The organism is Nocardiopsis alba DSM 43377 (assembly GCF_000341225.1).
In the GTDB taxonomy this organism is placed as follows: Bacteria; Actinomycetota; Actinomycetes; order Streptosporangiales; family Streptosporangiaceae; genus Nocardiopsis; species Nocardiopsis alba.
The window spans coordinates 84,929-100,891 of the sequence record NZ_ANAC01000018.1; the positions used below are offsets into that span (position 1 = coordinate 84,929).

Below are 15,963 nucleotides of genomic sequence, written 5' to 3' on the forward strand. Positions count from 1 at the left end.
TTCTCCTTGGAAGTGGACGGGCGGGTGTCCGTCGTTCAGTGGGCGGGGACGGTGTCGACGGGCTCCGGGGCCCCGCTCCGAGGCTCCGCGGGCCGGTTCCGGCGCGCGGCGACCGCCGCGAGGACCATGACGATCAGGGCGGTACTCGTGAGCGCCGCCCCGATCCAGATCGGCGAGGTGTAGCCGAGGCCCGAGCCGATACCGACGCCGCCGGCCCAGGCGCCGAGCGCGTTACCCGCGTTGAAGGCGCCGATGTTCGCGCCGGAGGCCAGGGTCGGGGCCCCGCCCGCGTAGCGCATGATCCGGGTCTGGAGGCCCGGCACGGTGCCGAACCCGAACCCGCCCATGAGGAACAGGATCACGACCGTCGCGGTCGGGGATCCGGCGAGTGGTCCGAACACGCCGAGGATCACGGCGAGTACGGCCACGAAGGTGACGAGGGTGCCGTCGATGGAACGGTCGGCGAGTCTGCCGCCCGCCCAGTTGCCGACGAGCAACCCGGTACCGAAGACGACGAGCAGCCACGGCACGGTGCCGGAGGCGAAGCCCGTCACCTCGGTGAGGGTGTAGGCGATATAGGTGAACGCTCCGAACATGCCGCCGAAGGCGAGCATGGTCACCAGGAGCGACAACCAGACCTGGCCGGAGCGGAAGGCGCTCAGTTCGCCGCGCAGGCTCACCTCGGGCCCGGCACCGCGTACGGCGGGTACGAGGGCGGCGATACCGATGAGGGCGAGGACGCCGATGATCGAGATCGCCCAGAAGGTCGAACGCCAGCCCATCTGTTGGCCGAGGAAGGTGCCGAAGGGAACGCCGAGCACGTTCGCGGCGGTCAGGCCGGTGAACATGACCGCCACGGCACCGGCCCTCTTCGCGGCGGGGACGAGACCGGAGGCGACGACGGCGCCGATCCCGAAGAACGCGCCGTGGCACAGGGCCGCCACGATCCGTCCGATCATCGCGACCGTGTAGTCCGGGGCGGCGGCCGTGAGGACGTTCCCGATGACGAAGAGGACGAGGAGACCCATGAGCACGGGTTTCCTGGGGAGTCGAACGGTGGCCGCGGTGATCCCCAGCGCGCCGACGACCACGCTCAACGCGTATCCGGAGATGAGCCATCCCGCGGTGGCCTCCGACACGGCGAAGTCGGCGGCGACGTCGGGCAGCAGGCCCATGATGACGAACTCGGTGAGTCCGATACCGAACGCGCCGATGGCGAGCGCGACGAGACCGAGTGGCATGGGAGGCTCCTGATAGGCTGAGAAAAATAGTTGCACACGCGTTGTTCCCGTGGGTGCAAGTTATGATTGCATGCGCAAATAACCAGCGCAAGCAACTAATTTGAGAGGATGCTCACAGGGGCATCACGGGCGGCGGAGCGCCGGGAACCCCGGTAACGGCCGACCCCGTGCTCTCGGGCGAGACTCGTCGGATCGTTCGCCGGGAAGGGGTGAGGGTACGCTTCGAACCCCGCGATCACCCGCGCGGACCGGGATCCGGGCGCCACGACGTCCGTCCCCTGGGCTCTTCGGGACTTTCCCCTCTGTCACCGGACTGTCGATTTGTGCTATCCGCGCACTCCAGGCAGTCTGCGTTGCATGGATGAAGCCAAGAAAAGCCTCGAGGACCTACTGCGCGACGAGCTCGGCGACGAGCCCTCGCAGGAGGCGAAGGACTACGCACGCCGCCTCTACGAGCGTTACCGGTTGCCGCTCGACGAGACCACCCCGAACGACTCCACCGACACCGTGACCGGTCGAACCGGCTCACCGGGAACGGAGGAGTGAACGGAGCCGTAGTACCACCCGGTACGGCGACGTTCTCCTGGTCTTCCTAGCGGTCGTCGCCGTCCCACACGATCTCGAACCACACCTGGCGGCCTCGGCCGTCCTTGCGCGGTTCGGTGCCCCAGGAGCTCGACAGCGCCTCCACCAGATCCAGACCACGGCCGTGTTCGGCGGTGTCATAGGGGTCACGATGCTGAGGCTCGGGCTCTTCGGTGGTGCTGCCCAGGTCGCGGACCTCCACTCGTGCCCAACCAGGGGCCTGGAGCACGCATACCTCGAACTTGCCGGTGGCGCGTCCCGAGGCGCTGTGGGTGATGGCGTTGGTCGCCAGTTCGCTGGCCAGCAGGGTCGCCGTGGTCAGTTCCGGCGAGTCGGCCAGTCGACGCGCCACGAACCGGCGTACGTAGGCGATCTGGCTCGGCAGTCCGGGAAAACGTCGCTGTGCGGACAGAGGGACGGCGCCGCCGTGGTGGGCGGTGGCCTGTCCGATGCTGTTGGGCTCTTCCATGGGTCTCGCCGGGCGTTGGGGACGGATGAGAGGGGCCGACGTCGTCAGGAGCGGGTCCGAAGGCGCGGAACGAGGGGTGGTGGTCTCACTCATGTGGGTTCACTCCCCTGGAGAAGTGGGTGCGCGGGCAGGGCGGAGCCGGGCCGGTACCACGCGGCGTCCATGCCCGGAAAGGGGTCACGGCGCGTCGTGGATGTACGGGGCGGAGCCCCCGGGAACAGGGAGGGAAGCGGCTCGGTACCGGTGGGGGGACGGTACGAGGACGGCGACATAGGGCGGGGGAGAAGCCGCGAAGCTTCACTGAGGGGACGGTGGTGGGGCCTGTGCGTCGGCCGTGGAAGATCGTCATGGCGGCTAAGAGGTGTGCCCTACGGCGCTGAAGGGCCTACTCGCGCTCAGCATACGCTTCGTGCCTTTCTGGAAACCCGACCGGCCTGCTTTCGACAGTTCCACCATGCCTGAACTGGATAAAGAGGGGATGAGGAGAGTCGATGAGCCCCTTCTGGGGCGATCGTCGACGAAGGCGGACGACCTACGATCTCCCCCGCGTCGGATAACAATATGGTGAACGCGGGTCGAATTTAACCACTTCGTCCACTCTTGCGCGTGTCCTCTCCCACACGTCAAGGTAGGGGCATGGCCCGGCCCACCCCCGCCCCCCTCCCCAGGGGCCTCGGCATCGAGATCGACCGTTCCGTCCGGTTCACCGATGAGGGACACGTCCTCGTCGGAGGCACACCTCCACGTGCTCTTCGGCTGCCCGCGACGGGTGTCGGTTCCGTGATCCGCGGGATCAGCGGTGCGCGTCCCACCGACCTCGACGAGCGGATCCTCGCCCGGACCCTGGTGGAGACCGGTCTGGCCCACCCCCGCCCCGCCCCCGCCGCCCTCGACGAGAGGACACGGATCGTCCTGATCGGCCGAGGCGGCGCCATCGACCCCGCCGCGCTGATCACCACGCTGGACCTGATCGCCGAACACCACCCCGGCGCACGTCCCCTCGTGGTCGGGGCCACCGGGATCGCGGCGCGTACGGCTCGCGCGAGAGGCGCCCGCACGGTCGACGGGCCCACAGGGGGTCCCGGGGCCCTGGCCGCCGCGCTGGCCGTCTGCGACGGTGAGTTCCTCGCGCTTCTGGAAGCGGGGGCCGAACCCTCTCCAGGGTGGCTGGAGAACGCGCTCGGACACTTCGTCGACCCCGATGTCGCCGCGGTGATCCCCAGGACCCTCGCGGTCCGCCGTCCCCTCGGCCCCTCGGGCATGACGGTGGCCGCACTGCACGCCCTACGAGCCGACCGGGGGGCCGACCCCGCGCCCGTCCTGCCCTGGGGGCACGGACATCGAGGGCGAGGTCGCCCCTCGCCTCCGGAGGAGCACGGCGCGGCCGACCCCCTGGAGCCCGTCCGCGTCCTGGTGGCACGTCGCGCGGCCGTCCGGGTCTCCCACGACGCGGGAGAACTCGCCGGTACCGACCTCGTATGGCGCGCGGCGGAGGAGGGGTGGTCGGTGCGTTACGAACCCCGGTCGAGGGTCCGGCTCCCGATGCCGGACGGGATCGGGACCTATCTGCGCTCACGCTTCGTTCACGCGGCCGAGGGGGGAGCGACGGCGCGCCGGTACGGACGGTGGGCGACGGGCCCGGAGATGTCGCCGCACGGACTGGTGGCCCTGCTCTCGGTGCTCGGGGGCCGACCCGTGAGCGGTCTCGTGATCGGCGCGGCCGGGGCGGCGCTCACCGCCCGAGGCCTGACCGGGGAGGCCGGCGCCCCGACCCTGGAAGCGGTACGCCCCGCGGTCGTCGACCTGACGAGCGCGGTCCGGGCCGGGGCCCGTACGGCGCGAACGACCTGGTGGCCGGTGCTCGCGGGCATGGTGGTCGCCGGGGCCGCCGCGGGGGCGGGCGGTCGGCGGAGGGGGCTCGTCCGGGGGGCGTTTCTGGCCGGGGCGGTGTTGACCGTGCCGCATCTCGCCTCCTGGCGTCGCCGTCGCGGCACGGCCACGGTGGGCCCTCTGGGGTGGACGGCGCTGGCGGTCGCCGGGGACGCGGCGTGTGCGCTCGGTACGTGGTGGGGAGTGGCCCGCTCGGGTTCTCTCGCCCCGCTGATCCCCCGCGTTCGATCGCCGTTGTTCTCCACGTCACTGGAATCACCCCAGGTGGGGGCGGGTGCCGAGGGCTCTCGGGCCAAGTCGCCCTAGGGGAGTCATGTTAGCGAGAGTTAACATGCGTCACTCCGTGTGACGATATCGTCGGGATCGGAGGAAGGGTGAAGGGGTCCCCCTCGGGCATTTCATTACTCTGTGTGACTATTTTCGGGTGGTCCTGGTCACGCGGTGTCTTCGGAGGTCCGAGGGTTGTTTCCGGGGTGTTGCGCGGAGATCTCGGTCGTGTTATTGGCCCGAGAAAAAGAGGCTTTTGGGTAAACGTTGTTTACGAGATGTGGGACGAAGTTGCTTGTTTGGGCAGGGTATGGCGCATTTTCTCACTTTGAGTGATGCCTCGAGTGCGGCGAGTGTGGTGTTTGACAATGGAGCGGAAATCTGTGGCTCGAATCATCACCGTTGTCTTTTCTTGATGGAGTGGTTACCGCCAAGTGTCTCATCATCCCGCACACTCTTGACATTCCGGTCACTGACCGTGAATCGGAAGTCAGTGTGTTTCGGCAGTCACATGGAGTAATCCTCATGGTGTCGGCGACTCGCGAATGCTTAACCGGACTAACCATCCGGGCATGAGTGAAGCCCTGCTCACCCCGGCTCACTCCCCGTGTCGGCGACTCGCAACCACAGATCAAGCGCCGGGCTCGGCTGTTGAGGTTCGGAGATAGTTTTGGGCAAGTTCCTGGCCAGGCGGCTGCTGAACTACGTCGTACTGATTTTCCTGGCGACGAGCTTCGCGTACCTGCTCGCCGCCACCAACCTGTACCCGCGCGGTTACTTCGAGCAGATGCAGCCTCCGCCATCGCCCGAAGCGGTCAACGCTCAGCTCGACGCGCTGAACCTCAACGACCAGACCCCGATCGCCCAGCGTTACCTCACCTGGCTCGGCGGGATCTTCACCGGTGACTTCGGTAAGACCATCCAGGGCGGCGACGTCGCCTCCCAGATGTGGATGAAGGCCGGAGTCACCCTCCGCCTCATCACCGTCGCCACCCTCCTCGGCAGCTTCCTGGGGATCGCGATCGGCGCCTACGCCGCCATCCGTCAGTACCGGGCCTTCGACAAGTCCGCCACCGCGGTCTCCTTCTTCGTGCTCTCGGTCCCCACCGTGGTCATCGCGATCGTCGTCCAGGTACTCGCCGTCAGCATCAACGACCTGGCCGGGTTCCAACTGTTGCGCTATTCGGGCGAGTACACGGCCGGCTTCAGCGGAGAGTGGTACGAACTCCTGCTCAACCGCGTCTACCACGCGTTGCTGCCCACACTCGTGCTGGCCGTCGCGCTGTTCGCCGCCTTCGCCCGATACCAACGCAACATGATGTTGGACGTCCTGGGCGCCGACTTCGTGCGGACCGCGATGGCCAAGGGGCTCACTCGACGCAAGGCCCTGTTCAAGCACGCCCTGCGCACCGCGCTGATCCCCACGATCACCTATTTCACGTTCACCTTCGGTGCCCTGGTCTCCGGAGCGACCTTCACCGAGAAGATCTACGGCTGGCACGGTATGGGCGCCTGGCTGATCGACTCCATCGCCCGACACGACGTCCACGTGGTCGCGGCCGTCTCCTGGTTCATGGCGATCACCATCATGGCCGCGTCCTTCCTCTCCGACATCCTTTACGCCTGGCTCGACCCGAGAGTGCGGGTGTGACCATGACGCACACCTCCGCCCTCGTCGCCACGGGGGCCATGGCCCCCCGTCCCTTCCCGTACGTTCCGCGTCCCGCCGCGGCAGCCCAGCTGGAGACCACGTCATGAGCCAGACCGAAGACCTCACGGAGTCCGAGCGCCCCGATGGGGCCGAAGAGACGCCGTCCATCCCGCCCATGCCCAACCGGGCCAAGGACGTGCTGCTCCAGCTTCTGAGGACCCGGCGGGTCATCATCGGGCTCGTCCTGATCGCCCTGCTGGCCGCTCTGGCCTTCCTCGGCCCCGTCATCAGCCAGTGGGGGATCGGCGAACGCGACTTCACCGCGCGTCTGGAGGGGATCTCGCCCGACCACTGGTTCGGTACCAACCACACCGGTCAGGACATCTTCACCCAGTCCACCGCCGGTTTGCAGAAGTCGCTGCTCATCGGTCTGCTCGTCGCGCTCGGTTCCACCGTCATCGCAGCGCTCGTCGGCTCCTTCGCCGGCTACTTCGGGGGTATCACCGACCGGGTCCTGATGTGGGTCGCCGACCTGGCCCTGGTCCTGCCCAGCTTCGTCATCCTGGCGATCCTGTCCACCCACTTCGTCGGCCAGGGCGGCTGGCTCATCCTGGTCATCCTGTTGGCCGCGTTCAGCTGGATGGTCACCTCCAAGATGGTGCGCGGTCTGACCATCTCACTGCGCGAACGCGAGTACATCCACGCGGCCCGATTCATGGGCGTCCCCCCGCACAAGATCATCCTGCGGCACATCCTGCCGAACATGTCGTCCCTGCTCATCGCCGACGCCACCATCATGGTCAGCACCGCCATCATCGGCGAGACCGCGTTGAGCTACTTCGGGCTGGGCGTCCAGCCTCCGGACGTCAGTCTCGGTGTGGTCATCGCGAACGGAGCCCCGTACGCCACCACCGCCCCCTGGGTGTTCCTGTTCCCCACGGTTCTGCTGGTGGTCCTGGTCCTCGCCGTGAACATGATCGGGGACGGGCTGCGCGACGCCCTCGACCCGCACTCCAAGTCGCGTCGGTCCTAGGGGAGGGGACACGAACATGAGCATCGACACGGCCGAGGCCACCGAGAACACCACGGACGAACCGACCTCCGAGGTCCCCGTCCTGGAGGTCACCGACCTCAACGTCACCTTCCAAGGACTCGGCGGCAACCCCGACGTCCACGCGGTGCGCGGCGTCAGCTACGCCGTCCACAGAGGAGAGGTGCTGGGCATCGTCGGCGAGTCCGGCTCCGGCAAGTCCGTCTCCTCCATGGCCGCGATGGGACTGCTGCCCGACCACGCCGTGATCACCGGCTCCGTGCGTCTGCACGGCGAGGAGATCCTCGGCAAGAAGGACAAGGAGATGGCGCGCAAGCGCGGCAAGGTCATCTCCATGGTCTTCCAGGACCCGCTCTCCGGGCTCACCCCCGTGTACACCGTCGGCGATCAGCTCGCCGAGGCGGTCCTGGTCCACGACCCCAAGGCGGGCAAGGACAAGGCGCGCGCCCGTGCCATCGAACTGCTCTCTCTGGTGGGCATCCCCCGGCCGGAGGAGCGCTACCGCTCCTTCCCGCACGAGTTCTCCGGCGGTATGCGCCAGCGCGTCATGATCGCCATGGCCATGGCCAACGACCCCGACGTCATCATCTGCGACGAGCCCACCACGGCCCTGGACGTCACCATCCAGGCGCAGATCCTGGACCTGCTGCGCACCGCGCAGCGCGAGACCGGCGCCGCGATCGTCATGATCACCCACGACCTCGGTGTCGTCGCCGGGTTCGTCGACCGTCTCCTGGTCATGTACGCCGGACGCCCCGTGGAGATCGGCGACGTCGACGAGATCTACTACAAGAGCCGCATGCCCTACACCATGGGGCTGCTCGGCGCCGTGCCCCGTATGGACCAAGAGCGTCAGGGCGCCCTCGTCCCGATCAAGGGCAACCCGCCCTCGCTCAGCGCGCTGCCGCCCGGCTGCCCCTTCGCGCCGCGCTGCCCCATCGCGCAGCCCGAATGCGAACTCGCCGAACCGGAACTGCTCACCATCGGTGGACAGCCCTCCGCGGAGAGGATCCGGGAACTCGCCGTGGCCCACGAGGACGCCTCGGCAGGCGCGCGGGAGAAGGACCCCGAGGAGAGGATCCACGACACCGGTGTACGCAGGGCCGCCTGCATCCGCTCCGGCGAGATCGACACCAACGACTGGACCGCCCGGGACATCTATCCGGTCCCCGAGATCCCCGAGGTGGAGGCCTCCTCCCAGGCCCGCGAGGACCGCGCGGAGATGCTGCGCGTCGACGACCTCATCAAGCACCACCCGTTGATGAAGGGCGCGGTCTTCAAGCGCCGTGTCGGTACGGTGTACGCGGTCGACGGGGTCGGTTTCGACATCCGCGAGGGAGAGACCCTCGCCCTCGTCGGCGAGTCCGGGTGCGGCAAGTCTTCCACCCTCATGGAGATCATGGGGCTGGAGAAGCCCCAGCGCGGCACGATCGAGGTCATGGGCAAGAGCACCGCGACCCTCGGAAAACGCGACCGCTTCGCCCTGCGCCGGGACATGCAGATCGTCTTCCAGGACCCGATGAGCTCCCTGGATCCGCGTATGCCGGTCTTCGACATCATCGCCGAGCCCCTGCGCGCCCACGACGTCCCTGCGGCCGAGGTCGTCGAGCGCGTCTACGAACTGATCCGACTGGTCGGCCTCAACACCGAGCACGCGACCCGCTTCCCGTCGGAGTTCTCCGGCGGCCAGCGTCAGCGCATCGGGATCGCCCGGGCTCTGGCCCTGGAACCGAAACTGCTGGTGCTCGACGAGCCGGTGTCGGCACTGGACGTCTCCATCCAGGCCGGTGTGGTCAACCTGCTGGAGGAACTCCAGGCCAAGCTCGGTCTCGCCTACCTCTTCGTGGCGCACGACCTGTCCGTGGTCCGGCACATCGCCGACCGGGTGGCCGTGATGTACCTCGGCAAGATCGTGGAGATCGGCGACACCACGTCGATCTACACCCGTCCCGCCCACCCCTACACCCAGGCGCTGCTGTCCGCGATCCCGATCCCCGACCCGGAGAAGGAACGCGCGCGCACGCACATCGTCTTGGACGGCGACCTGCCCAGCCCCGCCAACCCGCCCTCGGGTTGCAGGTTCCGGACCAGGTGCCAGAAGTTCATCACCCTCTCGGAGTCCGAACAGGAGCGGTGCGTGAGCAACGAACCGACGATCCAGCCCACCAACGGTGGGGACCAGGGGACCGCCTGCCACTACGCCGAACGGCTGACGGTCAGCTGAGGAACCGGAAGTTCGACTTGGCACAGGCCAGTACCGCCCCGCGTACTGGCTGGAACACTCAAGGAGGAAAGATCCCCATGCGAATCGGGAAGGTGCGTTATCTCGCCCCGGCCGCTGCCCTGGTCCTGCTGGCCAGCGCCTGCGCCGACAGCGACGACGGCAATGACACCGAGGCCGCGCAGCAACAGGTCGCGGAACTGCCCGCCGAGGACCTCAACCCCGCGCCTCGTGAGGACCTTCAGGAGGGCGGCACCTTCGTGTGGGCCCTCAACGAGTACGCCGAGCAGCACAACATGTGGCACACCAACGGCAACCTGGCCAACGTGCGCCGTACCGCCGCGGCCGTCATGCCCAGGACCAGCCGTTACGCCGCCGACGGTACCAACTCCCCGCTGACCGACTACGTCCTCGACTACGGGGTCAGCGACGACGGTCTCGAGGTCTGGTACGAGCTCAACGAGGACGCGGTCTGGTCCGACGGTGAGCCCATCACCGCGGAGGACTACGAGGCCAACTGGCTGACCATCTCCGGCCAGCGCGACGGTGACTTCCAGCTCGGCTCCACCAGCGGCTACGACCTGGTCAAGGAGTTCGTCTCCGACGACGACTACTCCTTCACCCTGAAGTTCGAGGAGCCCTTCTCCGAGTGGCCCGGACTCTTCAGCCCCCTGTACCCCAAGGAGTACATGGAGGACGAGGAGCTGTTCGAGGAGGGTTACCAGAAGGACTACCCGGTCACCGCCGGCCCCTTCGGCGACGTGGAGTTCGACGACGTCTCCGAGCGCATCACCGTCAGCAAGAACGAGGACTGGTGGGGCACCCCGGCGCTGCTCGACGAGATCATCTTCGACGCCATGGGCAGCGACGCCCAGGCCGGCGCCTTCAACAACGGTGAGGTCAACGGCTTCTACCTCGGCTACGACGCCGCGGGCTATGAGCTGATCAAGGACCGTGAGGGCACCTACTTCACCGAGGCCGTCAACCACGGCCACCGCTTCATCTCGCTGAACGGCGGCAGCCCCCGCCTGGAGGACGTCCGCGTCCGCCACGCGATCTCCCTCGGCATCGACACCGACGTCCTCTCCGAGGTCAGCCTCGACGCCGTCGACTGGCCCATCACCGGTGAGGTCAACCGTCTGCTGCGGTCCAGCCAGTACGGCTACCAGGACAACAGCGAGGGCTACGGCGAGTACGACCCCGAGCGCGCCGGTGAACTCCTCGACGAGGCCGGCTGGACCCTCGAAGAGGGCGAGACCGTCCGTACCAACGAGGACGGCGACACCCTGACCCTGGACTGGGTCGTCTCCGACGACCTCGCCGTCGCCCAGGACGAGGGCGACATCGCCAGCGACATGCTGTCCGAGATCGGTGTCGAGGTGAAGGTCCAGCAGGTGCCGGGCAACTCCCTCTTCCCCGAGTACGTCATCCCCGGTAACTACGAGATGGCCAGCTACGTCCTGACCGGCGTCAACCCCTACGCGGGCGACAGCAAGGGCAACTACGGTATGCCCACCGAGGACGGCGAGTGGGGCAACAACCTCGCCCGCACCTCCACCGAGGAGATCGACGAGAAGTTCGACGAGCTCATGGCGGAGACCGACCCCGACCGCTACGCCGAGCTCGCCAACGAGATCGACCGCCTGCTGTGGGAAGAGGTCGTGACCATCCCGATGTTCGAGCGTCCCGGCCTCTACGCCGTCGACGAGAACCTGCACAACTGGGGTGAGTTCGGGCTGGCCTCGGACTACGTCTACGAGGACATCGGCTGGGCCAAGGAGTAGCCGCCCGGCGGGTGACGGGCGAAGCCCCGCACCCTCCGACGTGGCCGGGACCCTCCCCCGGACGCGATGAGCGTCCGGGCCGGCGGCCCACCGCGTGAGCACTCCACCACTGGTGACCGAGGGCGTCGGCCCCCCGAACGGGGCCGGCGCCCTTCGGCGTGCCCGGTCGACGTCCGAGCCCGACGAACACGGCCCCGTCGGCTTCCGCGCCTACCGAGAGCGGTGTGTCCGAAACCTTCCGGGGCCTGACAGAATCGGTACCGTTCGACCCCACCCCTCCCTCCCCGCTCGTTGGAAAGTCCCACATGCGACCCCACCCTCTCGTCGCCGCCTGCGTGGCGGCCCTGATGTGCGCGGCACTCACCTCCTGCTCCCGTGAGGACGACGGCCGGAACGCCGAACCCACCGCCGGAGCCGCCGTCGACCCCGAACCGGAGGAGACGGAGGAGACCGGAACGCCCTCGGAGGAATCCGAGGAGGAGCCTCCCTTCGGTACACCGGTCGGTTGGGCGGGCCACCCGGGGCAGGTCGAGGAGACCGAGGAACCGGATGAGGACGAGGACGACGGTGAGGAGGTCGACGACCCCGAGGAGCACACGGCCGTGACCGGCGGAGCCGGGGGAGAGACGGTCACCGCGAAGGACGCCGACGAACTCGCCGAGCACCTCCGGACCGACGAGCCCCTCACCGTGGAGATCGAAGGCGACATCGACCTCGACGGCCGGATCCGTGTCGGATCGGACAAGACGCTCCTGGGTGTCGGAGAGGGCGCCGAACTGACCGGCGGCGCACTCGTCGTCGAAGAGGCCGCCAACGTCATCATCGCCAACGTGACCATGACGGTCGACGAGACCGCCGTGAGCATCGGAGAGGGCGCCCACCACGTGTGGGTGGACGGCTCCACCTTCTCCGGAGGGGACGGCGACCCCCTCGTCTCGGTGACCGACGACGCCGACCACGTCACCGTGTCCTGGAATCGCTTCACCGACGCCGAAGCGGCCATCCTCATCGATGGGGGGGACGACGAGGAGCGGGAGCGGGCCCCCCGGGTGACCGTCCACCACAACTTCTTCGACGGCACCACGGCCCGGCACCCCCGGGCCCTCAACGCCGAACACGTCCACGTGTTCAACAACTACTTCCGCGACAACCCCGAGTACGGGGTGAGCTCGGCGGACGGGGCCAACGTGCTGGTCGAGGGCAACTACTTCGAACGCACACCCCTGTCGGTCGCCACCGAGAAGGACGACGAACCCGGCAATGTCGCCACCCGCGACAACCTTCTCGTCGACTCCGACCAGCCCGAACTACGCGGCGAGGTCCCCGACCCGCCCTACGCCTACGAGCTCGACGACACCGTCACCATCCCCGACCTGGTCGGCAGCCGAGCCGGGGCCTACTAGGCCACACCGTGTCCCCGTCCACCCGGGAGGGAGCGGACGGGGACACCCTCCTTCACCCGGGGGCATGGTGCCCGACCGGCCGGAGAGGCGCGTCCGATCAGTCGACGGTCGGCCGGTAGTCGTAGGTCTCCCCGAAACCCTCCTCGGTGTCGTATTCGAGTCTGCGCGGGTACCCCTCCTCGTCGATCCAGAGGCTGAACTCGGTCTTCGGCAGCACGGTCAGCGTGTTGTGCCCGTTCTCCTCCTCGTAACCGCCCATCACCGCGGTGAAGTCGCCCGTGTACCTGTAGGCGGTGTAGGAACCCTCGGGAGACCCGTCCAAGCCCTCGGGGAGCGTGATCTCCTCTCTGCCCTCCCACACCAGATCGGAGGCGGAATCCACCAGGTCGTCCAAGGGGGAGAGGGCGAACTCGATCGAGCACAGCCGTCGATCCGCCTCCGAGGGCGGGTTCAACAGGCTCATCCCCGTCATCCCGCGTTCGGCGGTCATCAGGTGGCCGGTGTCGTCCAACTCGTACCGGTACACCTCGACACCCTCGGCCGTGGTGAAGTGGTGCTCGAAGACCACATCGGCCTCCACGCCCCTCCGGGCCCAGCCCCGACCCGCCTCCTCGCCCTCCTCCCGTTGCGTGTAGCTCACGGACAGGGAGGGGGCGTCTCGCAGCCCTCGAGCGGCCAACGCCAGGAAGGCCTCGGCGTCGTCGGGGTCGACGCTTCCCGAACGTTCCCGCGGGGGACGGGCCTGCTCGGACGGTTCGGCCAAGGGGGCGACCGTGTCGTCCTCCAGGGTGAGGCGGGCGACGATCCATCCACTGGCGATCACCGCCAGGCAGGTCAGGACCACGATCAGGGCCAAAGGCCAGTTGGGACGGCCGGGGTCGTCTTCCGCCGGCTCCGGTCCGGAGAACGGCATCGATGTCGACACTGACAACGCCTCGCTTCTGCGGCTCGGTGGATGGGGGGACCGCTTACGGTGGTTACGACGCGGGGACCGTCCTCTCCGTTCGAGCGTCGCCGACACATAATCTCGACAGGCAGTGACGAAACGGGCCGCGAACGTGTCGACCGGCCCGGCGATCTCGGCCCGAACGGGGTGCCGTCCTCATCCCTCGTCCAGACGTGGCGGGTCGCGTTCGATCCGTCGGACGGCGCGCTCGACCCTCTCCCGGGCCGTGGGGGAAGGGCGCCAGCCACGGTCGAGCAGAAGGTCCCGGACCCGGCGCAGCAGACGCTCGGGGTGCGTACGCAGGTCGTGCATCCCGATCGACACCACCTCCCACCCGGCGTCGGTCATGGCCGAGTACCGTCGCCGGTCTCGTTCGCGTTCGACACGGGAGGAATGGTGTTCGGCGCTGTCGTACTCCAAAGCCACCCTCTGGTCGGGCCACCCCAGATCGGCGTGGAAGCGTCCCCGGGCGGTCTCGATCCGGCACTGGGTGACCGGTCTGGGCAGCCCCGCCCGATACAGCAACACCCGGACCCGGCTCTCCGCCGGAGAACCACTGCCCCCGTCGGAGAGCCCGACGGCCAAGGCCAGCCCCGGGAGACTCGAACGAGGGTGGCGGCGCAGAGTCGAGAGCAGTCTCCCCCTCCGTAACGCTCCCCGTGCCAGAAAACGATCCAGGACCGCGGTGGCCCGATACGGACAACCGGCCTCCGCCGCCAGGTCCAGGGCGGTACGGGCCGGGGCGGTCACCCTCACCCCCTCGATCAGTGAACGGTCCGGGTACGGGATCAGCTCACGGTGGACGACCACACCATGCCGCGAGGCCCCTCGCCCCCCCCGGAGGGAGCGCTACGCGCAACCGTTCCCGCGTGACCGAGGTGCCCCGCGGATGCACGTCCACCCCCCACAGGTAGGCGGCGGTCCGACCGAAGGCGAGGGCATCGGCGGACAGCTCCGACAGGATCGGGCGCAGGGTCCGCAGGAGCAGATCCCGACCGGGTGGTGAGGCCGCCAAGGGGATGGAAGGCCCCGAAGGGCGCGGTGGAGGGGGAGGAGGGGCGACACGAGGGCGGGCGAAGAGAGGGACGTTCGGATCGGGACGAAGAGGGTCCGAGGCCATACCTCCAGGTTCGGCCCCGGACCGGTGCCGGGCAAGCCCCTTCTCGAACCTGTGGACGACCCCGCTCCCCGATGAACGGGCCTCGCCTAACGGAAGGGCGGGGGCCCCACGGACAGGTGGACGTGGTCCACGTGGTTCTGGGTGTTGCTGCCGCGCTCGCCGGCGGGTCGGCTCACGCTCGACCACGGACCGACCGCGTCCTTGGCCGGGTTCCAGATGCGGTAGTTGTAGATGATCCCCTTGACCTCCAGCTCCCGGTGGTTCTGGATGAGGAAGTCGATCACCTGGAGCGCGGTGGCGTCCATCTCCGGGGTCGGGACCCCTCCGAGGTCGGCCATCATGTAGTCGACGGCCTGGCCGTAGCCGTGGTCGCTGGTCCCCTCGTCGCGATAGCCCCCCGCGCTGATGTAGAAACCCGGGAACTCATCGTTGAGGACCTTGTGGGTCGCGCACATGGCCGGGTCCAGCCGCCCCAGGTCGGCACAGTCCACGATCGCGCCGCCGCCGAACACGGAGTTCGGGTCGAACGCGTACTCTCCGACCCGGTCGATGAGGTAGACGTCGAAGTAGCCCGAGGCCTGGTCCACATCGTCCACGGAGGCGCCGTCACAGGTCAGTTCCATGTCCTGGCGACCACAGCCCGAACCCATCTCGATGATCGCGATCGCCGACGCGTTGCCCACCGCCGTCGACCCCGAATCGTCCTCTCCGTCGCAGACGATGTCGTTCCAGTCCCGGGAACCGTCCGGCTCCAGCTCCTTCTGGCAGAGCGCGCCCCGGACCTCGACCCGGACGATGTTGCCGGAGCGGCCCATCACGTTGTCGCTGGCCTGGATATCGGTGAGCACCGCCCCGTTCTCCCGGGCATAGGCCTCGGCCCGGTCCCTGGCGATCTCCTCGTCGTATCGGGGCATCGGGAAGACGCCGTCGGCGAGCTGCCGGGCCGCGTGGTCCCGGAGCGCCCCCACCGCCGCCAGGGCCGCGGCGTCGGCCGCGGTCTGGGCCTGGGAACGCTGGTCGTTGGCCGCGCCCACGCGGACGAACAACACGGTGAGCGAGAGCAAAGCGATGACCATGCCGAAGATCAGGAGGATACTGGCCTGGCCGTCGTCACGGCGGCCCTGGAGAAGGCGTCCGCGGTCCGTTCGGGGGGAGGTCCGTCGCATGGTGGTCCGGGGGTCGATCCCGCGGGGGCGGGCACGGTCGGGGCGGGTCGTGGGGCGGGAGGGGCCCTCTCGCACGGACCCCTGCTTCGGGAAGCTTAGTCCGCCTCGTACCCCGGGTACAGGGGGAACTCCCTCATCTGTGGACGATCCGCGGGGTCGCCCCAGGTCG

12 protein-coding genes are annotated in these 15,963 nt (G+C 68.4%); 7 read left to right on the forward strand and 5 right to left on the reverse strand.

Going from position 1 to position 15,963, the window contains the following annotated elements; genetic code table 11:
- Positions 1–35: 35 nt before the first annotated feature.
- Positions 36–1,241, reverse strand: coding sequence for an MFS transporter (locus D451_RS0119130; protein ID WP_017535609.1), 1,206 nt, complete (start codon positions 1,239–1,241; stop codon positions 36–38).
- 357 nt (positions 1,242–1,598) lie between these two features.
- Between D451_RS0119130 and D451_RS0119135 the strand changes: the two genes are divergently transcribed.
- Positions 1,599–1,787 (forward strand): hypothetical protein, encoded by a 189-nt coding sequence (locus D451_RS0119135; RefSeq protein ID WP_014912461.1) that lies wholly within the window; start codon positions 1,599–1,601, stop codon positions 1,785–1,787.
- A gap of 46 nt (positions 1,788–1,833) precedes the next feature.
- Here the strand turns inward: D451_RS0119135 and D451_RS0119140 are convergent, their stop codons facing one another.
- Entirely contained in the window at positions 1,834–2,388 is a 555-nt protein-coding gene (locus D451_RS0119140) for an ATP-binding protein (RefSeq protein WP_014911680.1), read from the reverse strand.
- A 543-nt stretch (positions 2,389–2,931) separates the two neighbouring features.
- On the opposite strand from D451_RS0119140, the gene D451_RS0119145 reads away from it, so the two are divergent.
- From D451_RS0119145 to D451_RS0119170, 6 genes are all read left to right on the forward strand, one after another.
- On the forward strand, positions 2,932–4,491 hold the full coding sequence (locus tag D451_RS0119145; protein ID WP_014909540.1) for a glycosyltransferase: 1,560 nt from the start codon (positions 2,932–2,934) through the stop codon (positions 4,489–4,491).
- Positions 4,492–5,122: 631 nt separating this feature from the next.
- A complete protein-coding gene (locus D451_RS0119150; protein WP_014911571.1) occupies positions 5,123–6,103 on the forward strand; it encodes an ABC transporter permease in 981 nt (326 codons plus the stop codon).
- A 103-nt stretch (positions 6,104–6,206) separates the two neighbouring features.
- The gene (locus D451_RS0119155; protein ID WP_014912607.1) at positions 6,207–7,136 is read left to right on the forward strand and encodes an ABC transporter permease; all 930 of its coding nucleotides are present in this window, start codon (positions 6,207–6,209) and stop codon (positions 7,134–7,136) included.
- Positions 7,137–7,152: 16 nt separating this feature from the next.
- Complete coding sequence (locus D451_RS0119160; protein ID WP_017535610.1) at positions 7,153–9,378, forward strand: dipeptide ABC transporter ATP-binding protein; 2,226 nt, start codon at positions 7,153–7,155, stop codon at positions 9,376–9,378.
- Positions 9,379–9,455: 77 nt separating this feature from the next.
- Complete coding sequence (locus tag D451_RS0119165; protein ID WP_017535611.1) at positions 9,456–11,159, forward strand: ABC transporter family substrate-binding protein; 1,704 nt, start codon at positions 9,456–9,458, stop codon at positions 11,157–11,159.
- Positions 11,160–11,464: 305 nt separating this feature from the next.
- Entirely contained in the window at positions 11,465–12,562 is a 1,098-nt protein-coding gene (locus D451_RS0119170; protein ID WP_017535612.1) for a pectate lyase family protein, read from the forward strand.
- A gap of 97 nt (positions 12,563–12,659) precedes the next feature.
- Here the strand turns inward: D451_RS0119170 and D451_RS0119175 are convergent, their stop codons facing one another.
- From D451_RS0119175 to D451_RS0119185, 3 genes are all read right to left on the reverse strand, one after another.
- A complete protein-coding gene (locus D451_RS0119175) occupies positions 12,660–13,475 on the reverse strand; it encodes a hypothetical protein (protein ID WP_017535613.1) in 816 nt (271 codons plus the stop codon).
- 189 nt (positions 13,476–13,664) lie between these two features.
- Positions 13,665–14,318, reverse strand: a complete 654-nt coding sequence (locus tag D451_RS26650; protein ID WP_017535614.1) for a hypothetical protein — start codon at positions 14,316–14,318, stop codon at positions 13,665–13,667.
- Between the two features lie 396 nt (positions 14,319–14,714).
- On the reverse strand, positions 14,715–15,794 hold the full coding sequence (locus tag D451_RS0119185) for a pilus assembly protein TadG-related protein (protein WP_202423213.1): 1,080 nt from the start codon (positions 15,792–15,794) through the stop codon (positions 14,715–14,717).
- Positions 15,795–15,963 lie beyond the last annotated feature (169 nt).